A 19,845-nucleotide genomic window follows, 5' to 3' on the forward strand; every position below is an offset into this window, starting at 1 on the left:
CGGCTCATCATGTAAGAACCCGACATGAGCGAACGAACGACTTCTGCAAGCTGGGCGATGGGGATTGTCAAGGCACTGGAAATGGACGGCCTGGATTGCCGGGTTCTGTTCAAACAACTGGGGCTCGACTACGCGGCACTGGATGATCCGGATGCACGCTTCCCGCAAGATTCCATGACACGACTGTGGCAACGTGCGGTCGAGCTGTCCGGCAACCCGGCGATTGGCCTGAACATGGGCAAGGTGGTGCGACCGGCGCAGTTTCATGTGGCGGGTTACGCATTGATGTCCAGCCAGACCCTGGCCGAGGGCTTTCAGCGCCTGGTGCGTTATCAGCGGATCATTGCCGAAAGCGCCGACCTGAGTTTCCGGCTGCTGGATGAGGGCTACGGGCTGATTCTGACGGTGCACGGCGATCATCTGCCGCCGACCCGGCAAAGCGCCGAAGCTTCACTGGCCTGCGCCCTGGCGCTGTGCGGCTGGCTGACCGGACGCACGCTGCAACCGCGCAAGGTGTTGGTGCAGGGCGACCAACCCGTCAATCTCGAACCCTACAAACAAGCCTTCCATGCGCCGTTGGTGTTCAACGCGCCTTACGATGCGTTGATTTTCGAACGCGCCGACATGGAAGCACCGCTACCGACCGCCAACGAGGCCATGGCGCTGCTGCATGACCGGTTCGCCGGCGAGTACCTGGCGCGGTTTTCCGAGAGTCGTGTGACCCACAAGGCACGCCAGGTGCTGTGCCGTTTGTTGCCCCAGGGCGAACCCAAACGCGATGCCGTGGCGCAGACGCTGCACCTGTCCCAACGCACGTTGCAGCGACGCTTGCAGGAAGAGGGCACGAGTTTCCAGACGTTACTCGACGACACCCGGCGAGAGCTGGCCGAGCAGTACCTGGCGCAACCGACCATGACCCTGTTGGAGATTGCTTACCTGCTGGGGTTTGCCGATCCGAGCAACTTCTTCCGCGCCTTCCGTCGCTGGTTCGACACCACGCCCGGTGAGTACCGTTCGCGGCTGGTGCAAGTGCCTGTGCCGGTCAGTGACGCCAGAACGCCGGTATACACAGCACAAACACCGTAATGATCTCCAGTCGGCCCAGCAGCATGCCGAACGAAAGAATCCACTTGGCGGCGTCCGGCAGCGAGGCGAAGTTGCCGGCCGGGCCAATGGTTTCACCCAGGCCGGGGCCGACACCGGATACGGTGCTGGCCGCGCCGGTAAGGGCGGTCATCCAGTCCACGCCGAGCAGCGACAACAGCAGCGCGATCACACAGATGGTGATGGCGAAGAAGAACGAAAAAGTCAGGATCGAACGCACAATCTCTTCATCGAGGCGATGACCGTTGTACTTCTGCTTGATCACCGCACGGGGGTGAATCAACTGGTTAAGGTTGGCCTTGAGCAGGATATAGGCCACCTGGAAGCGAAAGATCTTGATCCCGCCCGCAGTCGAGCCTGAACAGCCGCCTACGAAGCCCAGATAGAAGAACAGCATCAGCGAGAAATTGCCCCACAGGCTGTAGTCCCCCAGGGCAAAACCGGTCGTGGTCACCACCGATGTCACGTTCAGCGCCACATGCCGCAGCGCGTCCAGCCAATGCAGTTGGGTGGTCCACCAGTACCAGGTGCCGAGGACCAGCCAGGTCACCAGCAACATGCCGAGCAGGCCTTGAACCTGCTCATCCTTGATCAGCGCCCGGCGGTTGCCGCGCAGGGTCGCCACGTACAGGGTGAACGGCAGGCTGCCGAGAATCATGATGACAACGGCCACCCAGTGCACGGCCGGTTGCGTCCACTTGGCCAGGGACTGGTCCGAGGTGGAAAACCCACCGGTTGAAATCGCTGACATCGCATGGTTGATCGCATCGAACGGACTCATCCCTGCCCACCAGAACGCCAGGCTGCCGAGGATGGTGATGCCGACGTAGGCCGCCACGATCAGCCGCGCCACCATGTGCGAACGGGGCATGACTTTTTCGGAACGGTCCGACGACTCGGTCTGAAACAGCCGCATGCCACCAATGCGCAGCAGCGGCAGGATCGCCACCGCCATGCCGATGAAGCCGATGCCGCCGATCCAGTGCAGCAACGAGCGCCACATCAGGATGCCGGGAGACATGTCATCGAGGTGGTTCAGCACGGTCGAACCCGTGGCGGTGATGCCGGACATGCTTTCGAAGAACGAGTCGGTGTAGCTGATGTGTTGGGTCAACAAAAATGGCAGCGCGGCGAAGATGCACACCACCAGCCAGCTGCTGACGGTCAGCAGGTACATGTCCCGTGGCCGCAAATGGATATGCTCGGGGCGTCCCGGAATGATCAGGGCCAGGCCGGCGACAAAGGTGATCATACTGGCCCAGAGAAACGACGGCAGGTCGCCGGTGCGATCGAAGATCACCAGCGTGGCCATGGGCACGACCATGGCGATGGCCAGGGTTATCAGGAAGATGCCGATGATGAAACCAATGAGACGCAGGGTCGGCAACGCCATGAAATCCGCTCGGCTGAAATAAGAAAGGCGCCATTCTACCTGCGGGGCAGGGCATGTAAACCGGCACTCCGGTAGTACTTGCAGCTAGAATAGCCGCACATTTTTTTCAGGAGGTGGCCGATGCAGGCTCTCGACGTTTTGCTCAACCGTGTTTCCGTTCCGCGCCTGGTCGAGCCGGCACCTACCCAAGAACAGCGCGAAGTGCTGTTTGGCGCTGCCATGCGTGCACCGGATCACGGTCATTTACAGCCGTGGCGTTTTCTGACGGTCGAAGGCGCAGCGCGCGAGCAAATGGGCGAGTTGTTGGCCGAAGCGGCGAAGCTGCAGGACGGCGAAGTCACTGAAGCGGCCATCGACAAGGCGCGCAACGGCCCACTGCGCGCGCCTTTGGTGGTCGTGGTGATTGCCCGGTTGCAGGATCACGTCAAATATCCGAAATCCGAGCAGTTGCTGGCGGCTGGATGTGCGGCACACGGCATCTTGCTGGCGGCCTATGCACAAGGCATTGGCGCAGTGTGGCGTACCGGTGACCTGGCCTATTCGCCGCATGTGGCCAAAGGGCTGGGACTGGCCGAGGGGGAAGAGGTGATTGCGTTTCTGTACCTTGGCACACCGCTGAAGGAGCCGCGCGTGGCAGAGAAGGTGGATCTGGCTGAGTTCGTCAGCGCCTGGCCGGGCAAGGCCTGACCCCACCGATTCCTGTGGGAGCGAGCCTGCTCGCGAAGGCGGAGTGTCAGTCAATCTTTCTTCTTCTGACACACTGCTTTCGCGAGCAAGCTCGCTCCTACAAGGTTTCAGGGTTGGACGACCGCCCCTGGTACCAACGGCAATTCCAGGCTGGCAATGAATCCGCCCTCCGGATGATTGGCCAGCACCAGACTCCCGCCGTGCCGCTCCGCCGCGCGGCGGGCAATGGCCAGCCCCAGGCCGTGTCCAGCCGCGGTCTGCCCTGGGGCCCGGTAGAACGGCTCGCCGAGCTGATTCAAATGTTCAGTATCAACGCCCGGACCATGGTCGCGTACGGTCACTACAATCCGCTCGCCTTGGCGCAGCGCCTGCATTTCAATCGGTTGCCCGCCCACCGGATTGAAGCGCTGGGCATTGCGCAGCAGATTATCCACGGCGCGCTCGATCATGGTCGGCCACCCCCTGAGGTTCAGTTGCGGCTCGGCCTCAAGTCGAACGTTCTGCTCCGGTGATCCCAGCTGTGCATCCCGTTGCAGCGTCGTGAGCAGCGCGTTCAGGTCTACCTCTTCGGCGCTGGCGTTGTCGGCATCGACCCGCGCCAGTACCAGGATTTCACTGATCAGTGCTTCAAGCCGGTCACACTCCCGGGTAAGGCGCGGCCAGAGTTTTTGCCGTTCTTCCGGCGTGGCCCGTTCCGCCAGGGCCAGCGCAATACGCAGGCGGGCAAGGGGCGAGCGCAGTTCGTGGGAGACGTCCCGCAACAGTTGTCGCTGGCTGCCGATCAGGCTCTGCAGGCGCGCGCCCATGCGGTTGAAATCGTTGGCCAGCACGCCGAATTCGTCTCGACGATTGGCCAGTTTGACCAGGCTGTTCTGTTGGTAAGTGGTTTGCCCCAGATCATGCACTGCACCGCGCAAGCGGCTGAGAGGGCGGGTGATGGAAAAGGTCACCAGCAAGCTGAACAGGGTCAGCACCACCAGCGCAATGCCCAGTGCACTCAGTGGCCAGAGCAGGCTTTCGCGATGCCAGGCATCGAGTTCCGGGTGGGGGATGCGATAGATCAGCAGGTAGGTGTCGCCGGTCTTTTCACTGGTGTATTCAACGGTCAGGCGACGCCATGGCAGGCGCCGGTCATCATTGTTCTGGCGCGCTTCGAAAGCCGCCGCGCGTCGCGGAAAGGTGCCGTGTACCACCGGGTCGCCACTCTCGTTGAGTACCTGAACGTCGATGTGATATTGGCGTTTGCGCTGCTCCAGAATGTCCTGGGCTGCTTCTTCACCTTCGGATTCGTAGGTTTGCGTCCATTGCTCGGCCAAGGTGTTGAGGCCTGGGTGGCGACTGAGAATCCACGCATCCTGGTTGAGCATGTGGCCGAGCAAAATGGACAGGCCTGCAACCAGAGCGATGGCCAGCCAGAAACTGGCCAGGATACGCCAGAACAATGAGCGCACAGAAAATCCTCAAGCAAACACAAATCCATGTGGGAGCGAGCCTGCTCGCGAAGAGGGCGTGACAGACGACATCACTGCTGCCTGACATACCGCCTTCGCGAGCAGGCTCGCTCCCACATTAGATCAAAAGTTTCAGACCCAACGGTGTTCAGCCGCTGGGCTGGGGGGTTATCGCATTATTGCGCTTTTTGCGCCTGTTGCGCTTTCCAAGCCTTGAACTCCGCCCATTCAGCGCGACGCTCAGCCTGTTTTTTCTGGATCTCGTCGAATTTCTTCTGTTGATCCGGTTTCAGCAGGGCACGCACGTCGGCTTCGGCTTTTTTATGGTTGGCGGCCATTTCGTCTTTCATCGCTTTCTGGTCGGCTGGCGAAAGTTTCTCCAGGTATTTTTCGACCACTTGCTTACGCTCATGCATCTGCTCGCCCATGATTTTACGGATCTGCTCGCGTTGTTCGCGGCTCAGGTCCAGCTGGCTGTACGGGCCTTTGCCGTGCATGCCGTGCATCTGACCGCCGTGGTGCGAGCCGTCCATCGGGCCACCCATGGGGCCAGAGCCTTCAGGCATGGCCATGGCAACGGTCGGCAGGGCGGCGGCGAACATCAGAGCGATAAGAGTCTTGCGCATGGTGAATCTCCTTGTCTCATTCCCGGTACGTTCCGGATGAGTACAGATTACGGAGATCAAGGTCAGCGGCGGTCAGCGGAGCGTAAAGCTTGGGTAAAGATGAATTTGTGCCTTCCTGACAAACCCCTGGTCAGGCCTTGCAGGAGCCGGCTTGCTGGCGAAAATGGCGACGCGGTATGTCTGTCGCACCGCTTTCGCTGGCAAGTCAGCGCCTACAGGAGGTTAGAGGCTGTAGTAGTAGCCGCGGCTGCGCAGGGCCACGATGCGCGGACGGCCATCGGGATGCGGGCCGATTTTCTTGCGCAGGTTGCTCACGTGCATGTCGAGGCTGCGGTCGTACAGCGTCAGCTTGCGGCCGAGCGCTATTTGCGCCAGTTCCTGTTTGTCCAGTGGCTCGCCAGGTTGCTTGAGCAGGGCTTCCAGCAACCGGCTTTCGGAAACGGTGAGGGAGAATTCCTGTTCATCGATGCTGACCACGCCGCGTACCGGGCTGAAACACAGGTCGCCCAGTTCCATCTGGCTGGATGTCGCCGCCGGATGACTGCGGCGCAACACGGCGCGCAGGCGGGCAGTCAGTTCCCGGGGGTCGCAGGGCTTGGCCAGGTAATCGTCGGCACCCAGTTCCAGGCCGAGGATGCGGTCCAGTGGTTCGCCGCGCGCCGAAAGCATCAGCACCGGCAGGTCCGGATGATCACTGCGCAACTGCTTGAGCAGTTCCAGGCCGCTGCCGTCCGGCAACATCACATCCAGCACCACGGCTGCCGGGGAGGACTCAGCCAGCGCACGACGGGCACTCTGGCCATCGTGACAGGCACGCACCTGAAAGCCCTCCTGGCTCAGCCAACTGCTCAGAAGCTCACACAGCTCCTGGTCATCATCAATCAGTAACAACTCGCTCATGACTCACTCAATTTAGCCATTGTCGACGTTTTCGACTTGCGCCACTGGCGAAGATACCGCAGAGCAGGGCCAATAGCGCAACTCCGGCGCCGATGACGAACCACTGTTGCTGATCGGTCAGCAAGCGTGGAGTCGAACTGCCGGCCTGGGTTTCCCTGAGTTGCAGCTTCAAACGCTGGTTCTCCTGACGCAGCCGGGCCAATTGGGCGCTCTCGCGTTCACCATCGGTATTTTGCAATTGTTTGCTCAACTCTTCCCGTTGCCGCTCGCTTTCTTTCAAGCGCTGCTGCAACTCGTTGATCTGGCTACCGGCGCTCAAGGACAGCGGCGTAGAGTTTGCGCCCTGAGCATTTTCTTCACCGTGGGCGGGGGCCACGATCGACAACGTGACCAACATCAGACACAACGGACCTATGCGCATCGCGACTCCTGGTTCCAATACGAGTATTGGGCAGGTTGTCGGCCGGCAAACGAGAATAATGAGCGATTGAGAGCGCGATGAACCGACAAGGTTCACCGCGTGGGGGCATTGCGAGAAGAAAATTATGGCAGGACTTGCTTGAACGGCTTGACCACAACGTTGGCGTAGACGCCGGCAGCGATGTACGGGTCGGCATCGGCCCAGGCCTGGGCGGCGCTCAGGGAGTCGAACTCGGCGACAATCAGGCTGCCGGTGAAGCCCGCTGCGCCCGGATCATTACTGTCGACCGCCGGGTGCGGACCGGCCAGTACAATGCGACCTTCGCCCTTGAGCACCTGCAGGCGCTCAAGGTGTGCAGGCCGTGCGGCCAGGCGGGCTTCCAGGGAGTTGGCGACGTCTGTGGCAATGATTGCGTAAAGCATGTCAGTCCTCGGTTTTAGGCGATGTGGTATCGGCGTCATGCAGGTGGCGGGACAGGTAGATGCCCTGGCCGACCAGGAACAGCAACGTCATGCCCAGGCTGCCGAAGACCTTGAAGTCGACCCAGTAGCTCTGGAAGGTGAACGCGACGAACAGGTTGGCGGCCCCGCAAAACAGGAAAAAGACGATCCAGGCGATGTTCAGGCGGGCCCAGATCACATCCGGCAGTGTCAGCGCGTGGCCCATGATGCGTTTGATCAGCAACTGGTCCCCGATGAAGTGGCTGCCGATGAAGGCAAGGGCAAACAGCCAGTTGACCACCGGGGCTTTCCATTTAAGGAAGGTCTCGCTGTGGAAGGCCAGGGTCAGGCTACCGAAGACCAGGCAGGCGATGAGCGTCAGCCACTGGCTCTTCTCCAGCTTGCGCTGTTTGATGAACAGCGTGCCGTAGACCACCAGCGAACTGATGATCAGCATCGCGGTGGCGCTGTAAATACCACCTACAGTTACCTCGTGGCCGGCAATGTCGACGACCCGTGGATCGATCTTGAAGACGATGAAAAACAGCAGGAGCGGGATGAAATCGATGAATTGTTTCACAGTGGCAGCCAGAAGCAGGATGTGGCGGCATAATAACAAACATATGGGCGCGCGATAGCGCCAGCTGATTTGAGGTTACAAAGCCCTGTGAATGTTGATTTGCACTGCCATAGCACGGCCTCCGATGGCGCCCTGGCGCCTAAGGTTCTGGTTGCGCGTGCGTTCGAGAAAGGCGTGCGAGTCCTGGCCTTGACCGATCACGACACCCTGGAGGGCCTCGACGAGGCGCGCCACGCGGCGGATTCGCTGGGGATGCAACTGGTCAATGGCGTCGAATTGTCCTGTACCTGGGGCGGCGCGACCATACATGTGCTCGGCTACGGTTTCGACGTCAATGCCGCACCATTGGTCGAGGCCATTGCCAAATTGCACGACGGCCGCTGGCTACGGTCCGAAGAAATAAGTCGCAAGCTGGCGCTCAAGGGCATGCCCGGCGCACTGGACGGTGCCCGGGAAATCCAGCAGGAGCTGGGGGATAGCGGCAATGCGCCAGCCCGGCCGCACTTTGCCGACTGGATGGTGCGCGAGGGTTTCGTCAAGGATCGCGCCGAAGCGTTTCGCAAATGGTTGGGTGCCGGCAAGCTGGGGGACGTCAAGCAACACTGGCCGACCCTGGAAGAAACGGTCGAAACCCTGCGCGCGGCCAAGGCCTGGGTCAGTCTGGCGCACCCCTGGCACTATGATTTCACCCGCAGCAAGCGTCGCCGCCTGATTGCCGACTATATTCAAGCAGGGGGCCACGCGATCGAGGTGGTCAATGGCCATCAGCCTGCCGAGCAAGTGGGCAGCCTGGCCATTCTGGCCCGCGAATTCGGTCTGCTGGTCAGCGCCGGCAGTGACTTTCATGGCCCTGGAGGCTGGTCCGAGATCGGTGAATACCGCCCGCTCCCGGAGGATCTGCCACCACTGTGGTGTCGGTTCAAACATGACCCAACTATTGCCGTCGTCTGAACAGGTAGAGAATGTGAGTCAATTTTTCCAGATTCATCCGGAAAACCCGCAAGCGCGCCTGATCAAACAGGCTGTCGAGATCATCCGCAACGGCGGGGTGGTGATTTATCCCACAGACTCCTCCTACGCAATCGGTTGCCAGATCGGCGACAAGGTCGCCGTGGAGCGCGTTCGGCGCCTGCGTCAGCTGGATGAAAAGCACAACTTCGCGCTGATCTGCAGCGATCTGTCGCAACTGGGCCTGTTTGCCAAGATCGACACCGGGACCTTTCGCATTCTCAAGGCCCATTTGCCGGGGCCTTACACCTTCATTCTCAACGCCACACGCGAAGTCCCGCGGCTGCTGTTGCACCCGAAAAAGCGCACCATCGGCCTGCGGGTGCCGAGCCATCCGATCGCGTTGGCGCTGCTCGCCGAGCTGGGTGAGCCGCTGATGAGCGTGACCCTGATCATGCCCGGTGAAACCGACCCCATGACCGATCCTTACGAAATGCGCCAGTTGCTCGAGCATCAGGTCGACCTGATCATCGATGGCGGTTTTGGCGGCATCAAGGCCTCCACCGTGATCAGCCTCGCCGACGGCGAGCCGGAAGTGATCCGCGTCGGTTGCGGCGACCCTGCGCCGTTCATGGCCGAGGCCTAGATGTCCGCAGTAGAACCCGTCGACAGTCAGGCCGGAGCCCAGCAAGAGCTGCCCTTCGCCATGGTCTATGGCCAGGCGGTCATGGAAATGCCGCTGGACCTGTACATTCCGCCGGATGCGCTGGAAGTCTTTCTCGAAGCCTTCGAAGGCCCGCTCGACCTGCTGCTGTACCTGATCCGCAAGCAGAACATCAACATTCTCGACATCCCGGTGGCGGAAATCACCCGCCAATACATGGGCTATGTCGAGTTGATGCAGTCGGTGCGCCTGGAGCTGGCCGCCGAGTACCTGGTGATGGCCGCGATGCTGGCCGAAATCAAGTCGCGGATGCTGCTGCCCCGGGCGGAAACCGTCGAGGACGAGGAAGAAGACCCGCGCGCCGAACTGATCCGCCGCTTGCAGGAGTACGAGCGTTTCAAGGCTGCCGCCGAAGGCATCGATGGCTTGAGCCGCGTCGGTCGTGATGTGGTGGTGCCCAAGCTCGACGCACCGGAAGCCCGGGCGCGCAAGCTGTTGCCGGACGTGCGTCTGTCAGAGCTGTTGCTGTCCATGGCCGAGGTGTTGCGCCGTGGCGACATGTTCGAAAGCCACCAGGTCAGCCGCGAGGCGCTGTCCACCCGCGAACGCATGAGCGACGTGCTGGAACGGCTCAAGGGCGGCGGTTTTGTGCCGTTTGTCGAGCTGTTCACCGCTGAAGAAGGGCGGCTGGGCGTGGTAGTGACCTTTATGGCAATCCTCGAGCTGGTCAAGGAATCCTTGGTCGAGCTGGTGCAGAATGAGCCGTTCGCAGCGATCCACGTGCGAGCCCGAGCCGAATAACGAGTTGAATCATGAACCTGAGTGAACCCCGCGAGCTGGCGCCACTGCTTGAAGCCTTTCTGTTGGCCTCGGGAAAACCGCAATCCCTGGAGCGCCTGTTCGAACTCTTCGAAGAAGCCGAGCGGCCTGAGCCGGCGGTTTTCAAGAAAGCCCTGACCATTTTGGGCAAGTCCTGCGAGGGGCGCGCATTCGAGTTGAAGGAAGTCGCCTCCGGCTATCGCCTGCAAATCCGCGAAAAGTTTTCGCCATGGGTCGGTCGTTTGTGGGAAGAGCGTCCGCAGCGTTACTCCCGGGCTATGCTCGAAACCATTGCCCTGATTGCCTATCGTCAGCCAATCACCCGGGGGGAGATCGAAGACGTGCGGGGCGTGGCGGTCAACAGCCAGATTGTCAAGACGCTGATGGAGCGCGAGTGGATTCGCATCGTCGGTTACCGCGACGTACCGGGAAAACCGGCGATGTTCGCCACGACCAAGGCGTTTCTCGATCACTTCAACCTGAAAAACCTCGACGACTTGCCGCCATTGGCGGAATTACGGGAGCTGGAACCTGATCCGGTGCTCGACTTCGACGACGCACCCGTACCTGCTTCGTTGCAGGAACTGGCCGATGCCAGCGCCGAACCGGAAGAGCCCAAGGAGGAAACCAGTTTCCACACGCTGTTGCTGGAGCTGGATAGCATGGAGGAGGGGATCAAGACGGATTTCGATGATTTGTTGCGTGATGGTGAGGTGAAAGAGGCTGATCCTGAATTCGCTGATATACCGCCGGAAACCGATGGCGTCCAGGTCGGATTAGTGCCTGAACCTGAAGACGAGCCCGAACCAGAAAGCGAGCCTGAGCAGGAAGAGGACATTCTGGGCGTTGCCGCCGCTCGCGAAAAACTGCTGGCCGCTGTTGCTGCCCTTGAGCAGCCGAAGCCTGAGCTTAGTGATGAAGAAGCGGAAGCATTGGCCTTGGCCGAAGCCATCGAGGCCGAACGCCGCCAATTTGACGATTGACCCATCTTATGTGGGAGTGAGCCTGCTCGCGATAGCGGACCGTCAGTCACTTAGAAGTTGAATGTGCTGCCGTCATCGCGAGCAGGCTCGCTCCCACAGGGTTTTGTTTTGCTCAGGTTGATTCATATGCGCACCACCGGTCGGCGGAAAAGCCAGTAACCTTGCATTGATCAGCTAGTCTCTGATGCGCAAACGCCCTCATGCGCGTATGATTCGCGACCCTTCGGCGATCCCTTCGCCCAAGTACACAGTTTTCAGACCACACCGGGAGGTGCCCAGATGAGTATCAACGACCAGAAAGACGACCAGCCAATTGGCCCAGCAGGCGAGAAACTGCAGAAAGTCCTCGCCCGTATCGGCGTCGGCTCGCGCCGTGACGTGGAGGCCTGGATCAGCCACGGCCGTATCAAGGTCAACGGCAAAGACGCCACCCTCGGGCAGCGCGTCGATATGCATGACGCCATCACCATCGATGGCAAGGTGATCAAGCGCGAAGAAGCCGCCGAGTCGGTACGCCGCGTGATCATGTACAACAAGCCCGATGGCGAAATCTGCACCCGTGTCGACCCGGAAGGTCGTCCAACCGTGTTCGACAAGATGCCGCGCCCGAAAGAAGGTCGCTGGATCAACATCGGTCGCCTGGACATCAACACCACCGGTCTGCTGATGTTCACCACCGACGGTGAGTTGGCCAACCGCCTGATGCACCCATCCTACGAAATGGACCGTGAATACGCGGTGCGTGTGCGTGGTGAAGTGGACGACGAGATGATCGAGCGCCTGAAAGCGGGCGTCGTGCTCGAAGACGGCCCGGCCAAGTTCACCGACATCAAGCAGGCACCCGGCGGCGAAGGTTTCAACCACTGGTATCACTGCGTGGTGATGGAAGGCCGTAACCGTGAGGTTCGTCGCCTGTGGGAATCCCAGGGCCTGGTGGTCAGCCGTCTGAAGCGCGTGCGTTTCGGTCCGGTGTTCCTCAACTCCGACCTGCCGATGGGCCGCTGGCGTGAAATGAGCCAGTACGAAGTCGACATCCTGAGTGCTGAAGTAGGCCTGACCCCGGTGGCCATGCCGCAAATGACCGCCAAGAGCAAAGACAAGCTTGAGCGTATGCAGCGCAAATCGTCGCGGCCAATGGCCAAGACCGACCGCGTGCGCACCCTGCGTCCAGCCACCGGCGAGCCGGCCACCAGCCCGCGAGTCAATCGTGAGCCGCAGATCGAAGGCGAGCGTCCAGGTCGCAAGCCTGCTGCACGCCAGGACGGTGAGCGCGGCCCACGCACTCCGCGTCCGGCCAACGGTCGCACCGAGCGTGGCGAAGGTCGTGGTGCTCCGGCAGGTCGCGGTACACCAGTGGCGGATCGTCCGGCCGAGACCAAGCGCCCGGCCAAGCCGGCGCCGAAGCGTCCGGGGATCAAGCTGGTCGACGGTGACAAGCCGTCGGGCAAGCGTCGCGGTGCGCCGGCCGGTTCCGGTCAGCGTCCGGGTTTTGGTCGTCGCAAGCCGGAGTGAAGCAGCGGTAAGCTTTGAGCTGCAAGTGAGAAACGCCAGCCTTCGGGTTGGCGTTTTTTTTCGTCTGGCTTAATTGATGTTGTGTCTGTCAGCTCGCTTTCGCGGGCAGGATCACTGCATTGCTCAGGATGGAAAGACAGTTTTACGATCCGTAAAGAAAACCTGACGAATTCTGCCGATTGGCCCCGTGAAATCTTCATCGCGCAGAAGCTGTAAGAAATTTCTTCCGCTTCATAACCCTTTCGATCTCTATTCACCGCTCTATCCCGCTTGTTTCCCCACCCCAGGCAAGGTGTCATGCGCCCCATGCCTGTCGTGCAGGTGAAGAACAAAAAGGAGGCGCAATGAACGCCGCAATCCGTTTTCAGCTCTCAGCGTGGGCCGGTTTTTCAACCGTCCCCTTCAAAGGTCCGCAAAGGCCTGACCCCCTTTTTGCAGCCGCCCGAGCCTCTCGGGGTGGACACAGGCAATCCCGGCAACCAACACACTGATCCAGTGGTGTCTGGCAGCAGGGGGTTAGCGGTGTACAATGCGCCGCGTTTTACCTGTGACCTCCTGCGCATCTGCGCAAACCTCAAGGCTATCCGCCTTGTTCACTCCGCCGCGTCACGAGCGTGTCGGGTTCGATTTCGTCACAGATAAAAACAAACAGGTGACGCATGACCGTTGTAAATACGCTGAACTCCTGGTGCCTGCGCTGGGGTTTGATCGGTGCCGCTTAACGCCTTTCCCAAGCAGCAACGTCTACTGAACATCATCAAACCTTGCGTGAGACCCTTTTCATGAGTGGACAAAACTCGCATTCGGGCGAGCTGAAACGCGGCCTGAAAAATCGCCACATTCAATTGATCGCCCTCGGTGGCGCGATTGGTACCGGTTTGTTCCTCGGCTCGGCCGGGGTACTGAAATCCGCCGGCCCGTCGATGATCCTCGGCTACGCCATCTGCGGCTTCATCGCCTTCATGATCATGCGCCAACTGGGCGAAATGATCGTCGAAGATCCGGTGGCCGGCTCCTTCAGCCATTTCGCGCACAAGTACTGGGGCGGTTTTGCCGGCTTCCTGTCGGGATGGAACTGCTGGATCCTGTACATTCTGGTAGGCATGTCGGAGCTGACGGCGGTCGGCAAATATATCCACTACTGGGCACCGGACATCCCGACCTGGGTCTCCGCGGCTGCGTTCTTTGTGCTGATCAACGCCATCAACCTGGCCAACGTCAAAGTCTTTGGCGAGGCCGAGTTCTGGTTCGCGATCATCAAGGTCGTGGCGATCGTCGGCATGATTGCCCTGGGCAGCTACCTGCTGGTCAGCGGCAATGGCGGCCCGCAAGCGGCGGTCAGTAACCTGTGGTCCCACGGGGGCTTCTTCCCGAACGGTATCAGCGGCCTGGTGATGGCCATGGCGTTCATCATGTTTTCCTTCGGTGGCCTGGAAATGCTCGGTTTCACTGCTGCCGAAGCCGACAAGCCGAAAACTGTGATCCCGAAAGCGATTAACCAGGTGATCTACCGGATCCTGATTTTCTACATCGGCGCGCTGGTCATCCTGCTGTCGCTGACACCTTGGGATAGCCTGCTGACCACGTTGAACGCGTCCGGTGATTCCTACAGCGGTAGCCCATTCGTGCAAGTGTTCTCTATGCTGGGCAGCAACACCGCCGCGCACATCCTCAACTTCGTGGTCCTGACCGCGGCGCTGTCGGTGTACAACAGCGGCACCTACTGCAACAGCCGCATGCTATTGGGCATGGCCGAGCAGGGCGATGCACCGAAGGCTTTGGCGAAGATCGACAAGCGCGGCGTGCCGGTGCGTTCGATCCTGGCTTCGGCTGCCGTGACGCTGATTGCGGTGCTGCTGAACTACCTGATCCCGCAGAACGCGCTGGAACTGTTGATGTCGCTGGTGGTGGCCACCCTGGTGATCAACTGGGCGATGATCAGCTACTCGCACTTCAAGTTCCGTCAGCACATGAACAAGACCAAACAAACGCCGCTGTTCAAGGCCTTGTGGTATCCGTACGGCAACTACATCTGCCTGGCGTTCGTGTTGTTCATTCTCGGTGTGATGTTGTTGATTCCGGGGATCCAGACATCGGTGTACGCGATTCCGGTGTGGGTCGTATTCATGTGGGTCTGCTACGGCATCAAGAACAAGCGCCGTGATGCCGGTGCTGCTGTGGTGGGTTCCGTCACCCGATAGGAATATCGGCTGGCCGGCTAAAGAAAATGCCCGTGTCGCGAGATACGGGCATTTTTTATGATCTTTGGTGCGCACATCTGATCTGTAGGAGCCGGCTTGCTGGCGAAGGCGGTGTGTCCGGCGAGGTCGATGTTGGATGTGCAGGCCTCTTCGCAGGAAAGCCGGCTCCTACAGGTTCACGTTGGCAAAAAAATGCCCCGACAAGTCGGGGCATTCTTTGTTGTGGCGTTCGGCTTACATGTTCGGGTAAGTCGGGCCGCCGGCACCTTCCGGGGTGACCCAGGTGATGTTCTGCGCAGGATCCTTGATGTCGCAGGTCTTGCAGTGAACACAGTTCTGGGCGTTGATCTGGAAGCGTTTCTCGCCGTCTTCCTTGGTCACCACTTCATACACGCCGGCCGGGCAGTAGCGCTGGGCAGGTTCGTCGTACAGCGGCAGGTTCTTGGTGATCGGGATGCTCGCATCAGCCAGCTTCAGGTGGCACGGCTGCTCTTCTTCGTGGTTGGTACCGGAGATGAACACCGAGCTCAATTTGTCGAAGCTGATCTTGCCGTCCGGTTTCGGGTAGTCGATCTTCTTGCAGTCGGCCGCCAGTTTCAGGCAAGCGTAATCTGGCTTGGTGTCGTGCAGGGTGAACGGCAGTTTGCCGCCGAAGATGTTCTGGTCCAGCCAGTTGAAACCACCGCCGATGATGGCGCCGAACTTGTGGATCGCCGGGCCGAAGTTACGGCTGGCGAACAGTTCGTCGTAGAGCCAGCTCTTCTTGAACGCGTCCACGTAGGTGGTCAGTTCTGCAGTGCCGTCCAGGTCGGCGAACAGCGCGTCAGCCACGGACTCGGCAGCGAGCATGCCGGACTTCATCGCGGTATGGCTGCCTTTGATCTTGGCGAAGTTCAGGGTGCCGAGGTCGCAGCCGATCAGCGCGCCGCCCTTGAACACCATTTTCGGCAGCGAGTTCAGGCCGCCCTTGCAGATGGCGCGGGCGCCATAGCTGATGCGCTTGCCGCCTTCGAGGTACTGCTTGAGCACCGGGTGGTGCTTGAGGCGCTGGAACTCGTCGAACGGCGACAGGAAGGTGTTGCTGTAGGACAGGTCGACGATCAGGCCGACGACGACCTGGTTGTTTTCCAGGTGATAGAGGAACGAGCCGCCGGTGTTCTCGGTGCCCATGATGTCCATCGGCCAGCCGGCGGTATGTACCACCAGGCCTGGCTGGTGTTTGGCCGGGTCAACTTCCCAGATTTCTTTCAGGCCGATGCCGTAATGCTGGGCGTCGGCATCGCTGTCGAGGTTGAAGCGCTTGATCAGTTGCTTGCCGATGTGGCCACGGCAACCTTCGGCGAACAGCGTGTACTTGCCACGCAGTTCCATACCCGGGGTGTACAGGCCTTCCTTCGGATGACCTTCGCGATCAACGCCCAGATCACCGGTGATGATCCCGCGGACCACACCATTTTCGTCGAACAGCGCTTCCTGGGCGGCGAAGCCCGGGTAGATTTCCACGCCCAGGTTCTCGGCCTGCTGGGCCAGCCAGCGGCACAGGTTGCCCAGGGAGATGATGTAGTTGCCTTCGTTGTGCATGGTCTTGGGCACAAAGAAGTCTGGAACTTTTTGCGCGCTTTCGGCGTTTTTCAGCACGAAAATGTCATCGCGGGTGACCGGCGTGTTCAGCGGTGCGCCGAGTTCTTTCCAGTTCGGGAACAATTCGTTCAGGGCCCGAGGCTCGAACACCGCACCGGACAGGATGTGAGCACCGACTTCGGAGCCTTTTTCAACCACGCAGACGCTGATTTCCTTACCGGCTTCGGCGGCCTTCTGCTTCAATCGGCAGGCGGCGGAAAGACCAGCGGGGCCGGCACCGACGATGACCACGTCGAATTCCATGTATTCGCGTTCCACAGGTTATCTCCTACTCAAGGCTCAACAGTTTTTTTTCTAATTGGAAGTTTGGTGTCGCATCCATGAATCCCTGCACAATGCGGGAAGAGGACAATCGATGAACCACCTTTCTCTCTGGGTGGCGCATTATATCTACACCACTCCTAGCGTCCAATACAAACGTTTGTTTGAATTGCCGCAAAGCCAGAGAAATCAAAGTCACGCGGGTTATGAACGGCTATTTTGCCGTATTGACCGGAATAGGTGTTCCGGTCAAGATACGGGCGGTTTTGCGCTCGCCGTAGGCTGACTGTTGGTTTCAAGAGCACCTCTAAAGACAGGGCGATGGCAGTACAAGGTGACGCGCCATTTGGGTTTGCGCGCAGTTTACACGCCGCGATATTGAATGACTCGTCGGTCACCACTGACGAACGGTCATGAACATCGTGAGCGATGGTCACTTGACACGAATGCCGGCGTTTTTAGAGGTGCCCTTGCGCCCCATGAGCATCAACCGCCAGGTTCGCCTAGGCGACTTTCTTTTCACCGGAGAGTAACGAGGAATCCATGAAGGTTCTTGTAGCTGTCAAACGCGTTGTGGATTACAACGTCAAGGTCCGCGTCAAGGCGGACAATTCCGGCGTCGATCTTGCCAACGTCAAGATGTCGATGAACCCGTTCTGCGAAATCGCAGTGGAAGAAGCCGTACGTCTGAAAGAGAAAGGCGTTGCGACTGAAATCGTCGTCGTCTCCGTCGGCCCGTCCACCGCTCAAGAGCAACTGCGCACCGCGCTGGCTCTGGGTGCCGACCGCGCCATCCTCGTCGAATCCGCCGAAGATCTGACTTCCCTGGCCGTTGCCAAGCTGTTGAAAGCTGTTGTCGACAAGGAACAGCCTCAGCTGGTGATCCTTGGCAAACAAGCCATCGACAGCGACAACAACCAGACTGGCCAGATGCTCGCTGCATTGAGCGGCTATGGTCAGGGCACATTCGCCTCCAAAGTCGAAATCAGCGGCGACAGCGTGGCTGTCACCCGTGAAATCGACGGCGGCGCGCAGACCGTTTCCCTGAAACTGCCAGCCATCGTCACCACCGACCTGCGTTTGAACGAGCCGCGCTACGCGTCCCTGCCAAACATCATGAAAGCCAAGAAGAAGCCTCTCGAAGTGCTGACTCCGGACGCTTTGGGCGTTTCCACCGCCTCCACCAACAAGACCGTGAAAGTCGAAGCGCCTGCTGCACGCAGCGCGGGTATCAAGGTCAAGTCGGTGGCTGAACTGGTCGAGAAACTGAAAAACGAAGCGAAGGTAATCTAAATGACTATCTTGGTTATTGCTGAACACGACAACAAAGTGCTGGCCCCGGCCACGCTGAACACCGTTGCTGCCGCTGCCAAAATCGGCGGCGACATCCACGTGCTGGTTGCAGGTCAGGGCGCTGGCGCCGTGGCTGAAGCGGCAGCGAAAATCGCGGGCGTGAGCAAAGTCCTGAACGCTGATAATGCTGCTTACGCGCATCAGCTGCCGGAAAACGTTGCGCCATTGGTTGCCGAGCTGGGCAAGGGTTACAGCCACATCCTGGCTGCCGCCACTTCCAACGGCAAAAACATCCTGCCGCGCGTTGCCGCTGCACTGGACGTTGACCAGATCTCCGAGATCATCTCGGTCGAAAGCGCTGACACTTTCAAGCGTCCGATCTACGCCGGTAACGCCATCGCTACCGTTCAGTCGAACGCTGCGGTCAAGGTGATCACCGTGCGTGCCACCGGTTTCGACCCGGTAGCTGCTGAAGGTGGTTCGGCTTCGGTTGAATCCGTTGCTGCTGCTCACGATGCTGCAATCTCCAGCTTCGTCGGCGAAGAGCTGGCCAAGTCCGATCGTCCGGAACTGACCGCTGCCAAGATCGTCGTTTCCGGCGGCCGCGGCATGCAGAACGGCGACAACTTCAAACACCTGTACGCCCTGGCCGACAAGCTGGGCGCTGCCGTCGGTGCTTCCCGCGCCGCGGTCGACGCAGGTTTCGTACCCAACGACATGCAGGTCGGTCAGACCGGCAAGATCGTTGCTCCTCAGCTGTACATCGCGGTCGGTATCTCCGGCGCGATCCAGCACCTGGCCGGCATGAAAGACTCCAAAGTGATCGTAGCGATCAACAAGGACGAAGAAGCGCCGATCTTCCAGGTGGCCGATTACGGCCTGGTGGCGGACCTGTTCGAAGCCATCCCTGAGCTGGAGAAGCTGGTCTAATCCGGCTGCTTCACTTATAAAGAGCCCGACCTTTTGGTCGGGCTTTTTTTTGCCCTTTCTGTAGGAGCCGGCTTGCTGGCGATGGCGATCTCAATCACGCCATCGCCGTCAAGCCGGCTCCTACAGGGGGAGATCTAACCAGGTTTGAGTGGAGCGTAATGCCATGGACCCGCGTCGAATGTGTGGCTGGTCATTGCTGCTGAGTTTGACAATGTTGCCGGTATTGTCGAATGCGGCCGGCAAATGCGAGCGCCTGGTGGTCACCGGCAGCCCGGATGCGCCACCCTACCTGTGGCAAGACCCGCAGAACCCCAGGCACCTGATTGGCGCCAGTGCCGATCTGTTGCAGCAAGTGGCGCAAGAGTTGGGCATCAAGGTTGAACTGCTTTACGCCGGCAAACGCTCCCAGGCTCTGGATGAAGTGCGCAGTGGTCGCATGGACATGTTGGCCGATGCACCGTTGACGGTCGGCGAGCTGGAGTCTCTGGACTACATCCATCCACCTTTGCTGGAAAACGATTATCTGGTCTGGACCCGCAAGGATTCGCCGCTGGTCTACAACGACGTGCAGGACCTGCACGGTCATACCGGCGCGTTGTCGGAAAAATCTCGATTGACCTCTGCATTTGGTACTTACGCCGAGCAGCACCTGAACCTTGTCCGTACACCCAACTTGACTGAGGCCTTTCAGAAGTTGCTGCTCAGTGAGGTGGAATTCGTCCTGGCCGGGCGCTATTCCGGCATGGCAATGGCGCAGACACTTGGCATGGCCAACGACCTGATCGCCCGCGCGCAACCGGTCGACAAACCGGGACTGTATCTGGCGGTTTCCCATAACTCGGCCTGCAACGATCCGTGGTTGCGCGGACAGTTGGCCAAAAAGATGACAGAATTGCCCGCGTCCGGACTGACCGAGGCCGTGCTGCAGCGCAATATCGAGCGTTGGAACGCGCAGCAGAAACAATCTGTCAGTACCCCAAAACAGTAGGGA

Annotated in this window: 19 protein-coding genes; 11 read left to right on the forward strand and 8 right to left on the reverse strand. The window is 59.8% G+C overall.

Annotation, left to right across the window (positions count from 1 at the left end; all coding sequences use genetic code 11):
- Positions 1 to 24: 24 nt before the first annotated feature.
- On the forward strand, positions 25 to 1,086 hold the full coding sequence (locus LAB08_RS07195; RefSeq protein ID WP_217910642.1) for an AraC family transcriptional regulator: 1,062 nt from the start codon (positions 25 to 27) through the stop codon (positions 1,084 to 1,086).
- Here the strand turns inward: LAB08_RS07195 and LAB08_RS07200 are convergent.
- Positions 1,043 to 2,497 carry a TrkH family potassium uptake protein gene (locus LAB08_RS07200; protein WP_096512865.1) on the reverse strand — a complete coding sequence of 485 codons (1,455 nt, stop codon included), beginning with the start codon at positions 2,495 to 2,497 and terminating at the stop codon, positions 1,043 to 1,045. The two genes, LAB08_RS07195 and LAB08_RS07200, sit on opposite strands and share 44 nt — an antisense overlap.
- A 120-nt stretch (positions 2,498 to 2,617) precedes the next feature.
- Here LAB08_RS07200 and LAB08_RS07205 point away from each other — a divergent pair, with 120 nt between their 5' ends.
- Positions 2,618 to 3,184 carry an NAD(P)H nitroreductase gene (locus tag LAB08_RS07205; protein WP_096512864.1) on the forward strand — a complete coding sequence of 189 codons (567 nt, stop codon included), beginning with the start codon at positions 2,618 to 2,620 and terminating at the stop codon, positions 3,182 to 3,184.
- Between the two features lie 107 nt (positions 3,185 to 3,291).
- Here the strand turns inward: LAB08_RS07205 and LAB08_RS07210 are convergent, their stop codons facing one another.
- From LAB08_RS07210 to LAB08_RS07235, 6 genes are all read right to left on the reverse strand, one after another.
- A complete protein-coding gene (locus LAB08_RS07210) occupies positions 3,292 to 4,635 on the reverse strand; it encodes a sensor histidine kinase (RefSeq protein ID WP_096512863.1) in 1,344 nt (447 codons plus the stop codon).
- Positions 4,636 to 4,811: 176 nt separating this feature from the next.
- Positions 4,812 to 5,261 (reverse strand): Spy/CpxP family protein refolding chaperone, encoded by a 450-nt coding sequence (locus LAB08_RS07215; protein WP_096512862.1) that lies wholly within the window; start codon positions 5,259 to 5,261, stop codon positions 4,812 to 4,814.
- Between the two features lie 222 nt (positions 5,262 to 5,483).
- Complete coding sequence (locus LAB08_RS07220; protein ID WP_096512861.1) at positions 5,484 to 6,161, reverse strand: response regulator transcription factor; 678 nt, start codon at positions 6,159 to 6,161, stop codon at positions 5,484 to 5,486.
- A gap of 7 nt (positions 6,162 to 6,168) precedes the next feature.
- A complete protein-coding gene (locus LAB08_RS07225; protein ID WP_096512860.1) occupies positions 6,169 to 6,582 on the reverse strand; it encodes an SH3 domain-containing protein in 414 nt (137 codons plus the stop codon).
- A gap of 122 nt (positions 6,583 to 6,704) precedes the next feature.
- Positions 6,705 to 7,004 (reverse strand): YciI family protein, encoded by a 300-nt coding sequence (locus LAB08_RS07230; protein ID WP_096512859.1) that lies wholly within the window; start codon positions 7,002 to 7,004, stop codon positions 6,705 to 6,707.
- A 1-nt stretch (position 7,005) separates the two neighbouring features.
- Entirely contained in the window at positions 7,006 to 7,602 is a 597-nt protein-coding gene (locus LAB08_RS07235) for a septation protein A (RefSeq protein ID WP_096512858.1), read from the reverse strand.
- A gap of 87 nt (positions 7,603 to 7,689) precedes the next feature.
- Here LAB08_RS07235 and LAB08_RS07240 point away from each other — a divergent pair, with 87 nt between their 5' ends.
- The 6 genes from LAB08_RS07240 (at position 7,690) to LAB08_RS07265 (ending at position 14,729) form a co-directional block, all read left to right on the forward strand.
- Entirely contained in the window at positions 7,690 to 8,553 is an 864-nt protein-coding gene (locus LAB08_RS07240) for a PHP domain-containing protein (RefSeq protein WP_096512857.1), read from the forward strand.
- Between the two features lie 13 nt (positions 8,554 to 8,566).
- The gene (locus LAB08_RS07245; RefSeq protein ID WP_096512856.1) at positions 8,567 to 9,196 is read left to right on the forward strand and encodes an L-threonylcarbamoyladenylate synthase; all 630 of its coding nucleotides are present in this window, start codon (positions 8,567 to 8,569) and stop codon (positions 9,194 to 9,196) included.
- Positions 9,197 to 10,015 (forward strand): segregation and condensation protein A, encoded by an 819-nt coding sequence (locus LAB08_RS07250; protein ID WP_007984128.1) that lies wholly within the window; start codon positions 9,197 to 9,199, stop codon positions 10,013 to 10,015.
- Between the two features lie 11 nt (positions 10,016 to 10,026).
- Positions 10,027 to 11,016, forward strand: coding sequence for an SMC-Scp complex subunit ScpB (gene scpB / locus LAB08_RS07255; protein ID WP_096512855.1), 990 nt, complete (start codon positions 10,027 to 10,029; stop codon positions 11,014 to 11,016).
- 279 nt (positions 11,017 to 11,295) lie between these two features.
- Positions 11,296 to 12,528 (forward strand): 23S rRNA pseudouridine(2605) synthase RluB, encoded by a 1,233-nt coding sequence (gene rluB, locus LAB08_RS07260; protein ID WP_096512854.1) that lies wholly within the window; start codon positions 11,296 to 11,298, stop codon positions 12,526 to 12,528.
- 782 nt (positions 12,529 to 13,310) lie between these two features.
- Positions 13,311 to 14,729 (forward strand): amino acid permease, encoded by a 1,419-nt coding sequence (locus tag LAB08_RS07265; RefSeq protein WP_096512853.1) that lies wholly within the window; start codon positions 13,311 to 13,313, stop codon positions 14,727 to 14,729.
- 234 nt (positions 14,730 to 14,963) lie between these two features.
- Here the strand turns inward: LAB08_RS07265 and LAB08_RS07270 are convergent, their stop codons facing one another.
- Entirely contained in the window at positions 14,964 to 16,628 is a 1,665-nt protein-coding gene (locus LAB08_RS07270; protein ID WP_096512852.1) for an electron transfer flavoprotein-ubiquinone oxidoreductase, read from the reverse strand.
- A gap of 546 nt (positions 16,629 to 17,174) precedes the next feature.
- On the opposite strand from LAB08_RS07270, the gene LAB08_RS07275 reads away from it, so the two are divergent.
- The 3 genes from LAB08_RS07275 (at position 17,175) to LAB08_RS07285 (ending at position 19,842) form a co-directional block, all read left to right on the forward strand.
- Complete coding sequence (locus tag LAB08_RS07275) at positions 17,175 to 17,924, forward strand: electron transfer flavoprotein subunit beta/FixA family protein (protein WP_007987229.1); 750 nt, start codon at positions 17,175 to 17,177, stop codon at positions 17,922 to 17,924.
- On the forward strand, positions 17,925 to 18,854 hold the full coding sequence (locus LAB08_RS07280; protein ID WP_096512851.1) for an electron transfer flavoprotein subunit alpha/FixB family protein: 930 nt from the start codon (positions 17,925 to 17,927) through the stop codon (positions 18,852 to 18,854). It abuts the gene before it with no gap.
- A gap of 163 nt (positions 18,855 to 19,017) precedes the next feature.
- Entirely contained in the window at positions 19,018 to 19,842 is an 825-nt protein-coding gene (locus LAB08_RS07285; protein WP_096512850.1) for a substrate-binding periplasmic protein, read from the forward strand.
- Positions 19,843 to 19,845 lie beyond the last annotated feature (3 nt).

The organism is Pseudomonas izuensis, from assembly GCF_002356535.2.
Taxonomy (GTDB): Bacteria; Pseudomonadota; Gammaproteobacteria; order Pseudomonadales; family Pseudomonadaceae; genus Aquipseudomonas; species Aquipseudomonas izuensis.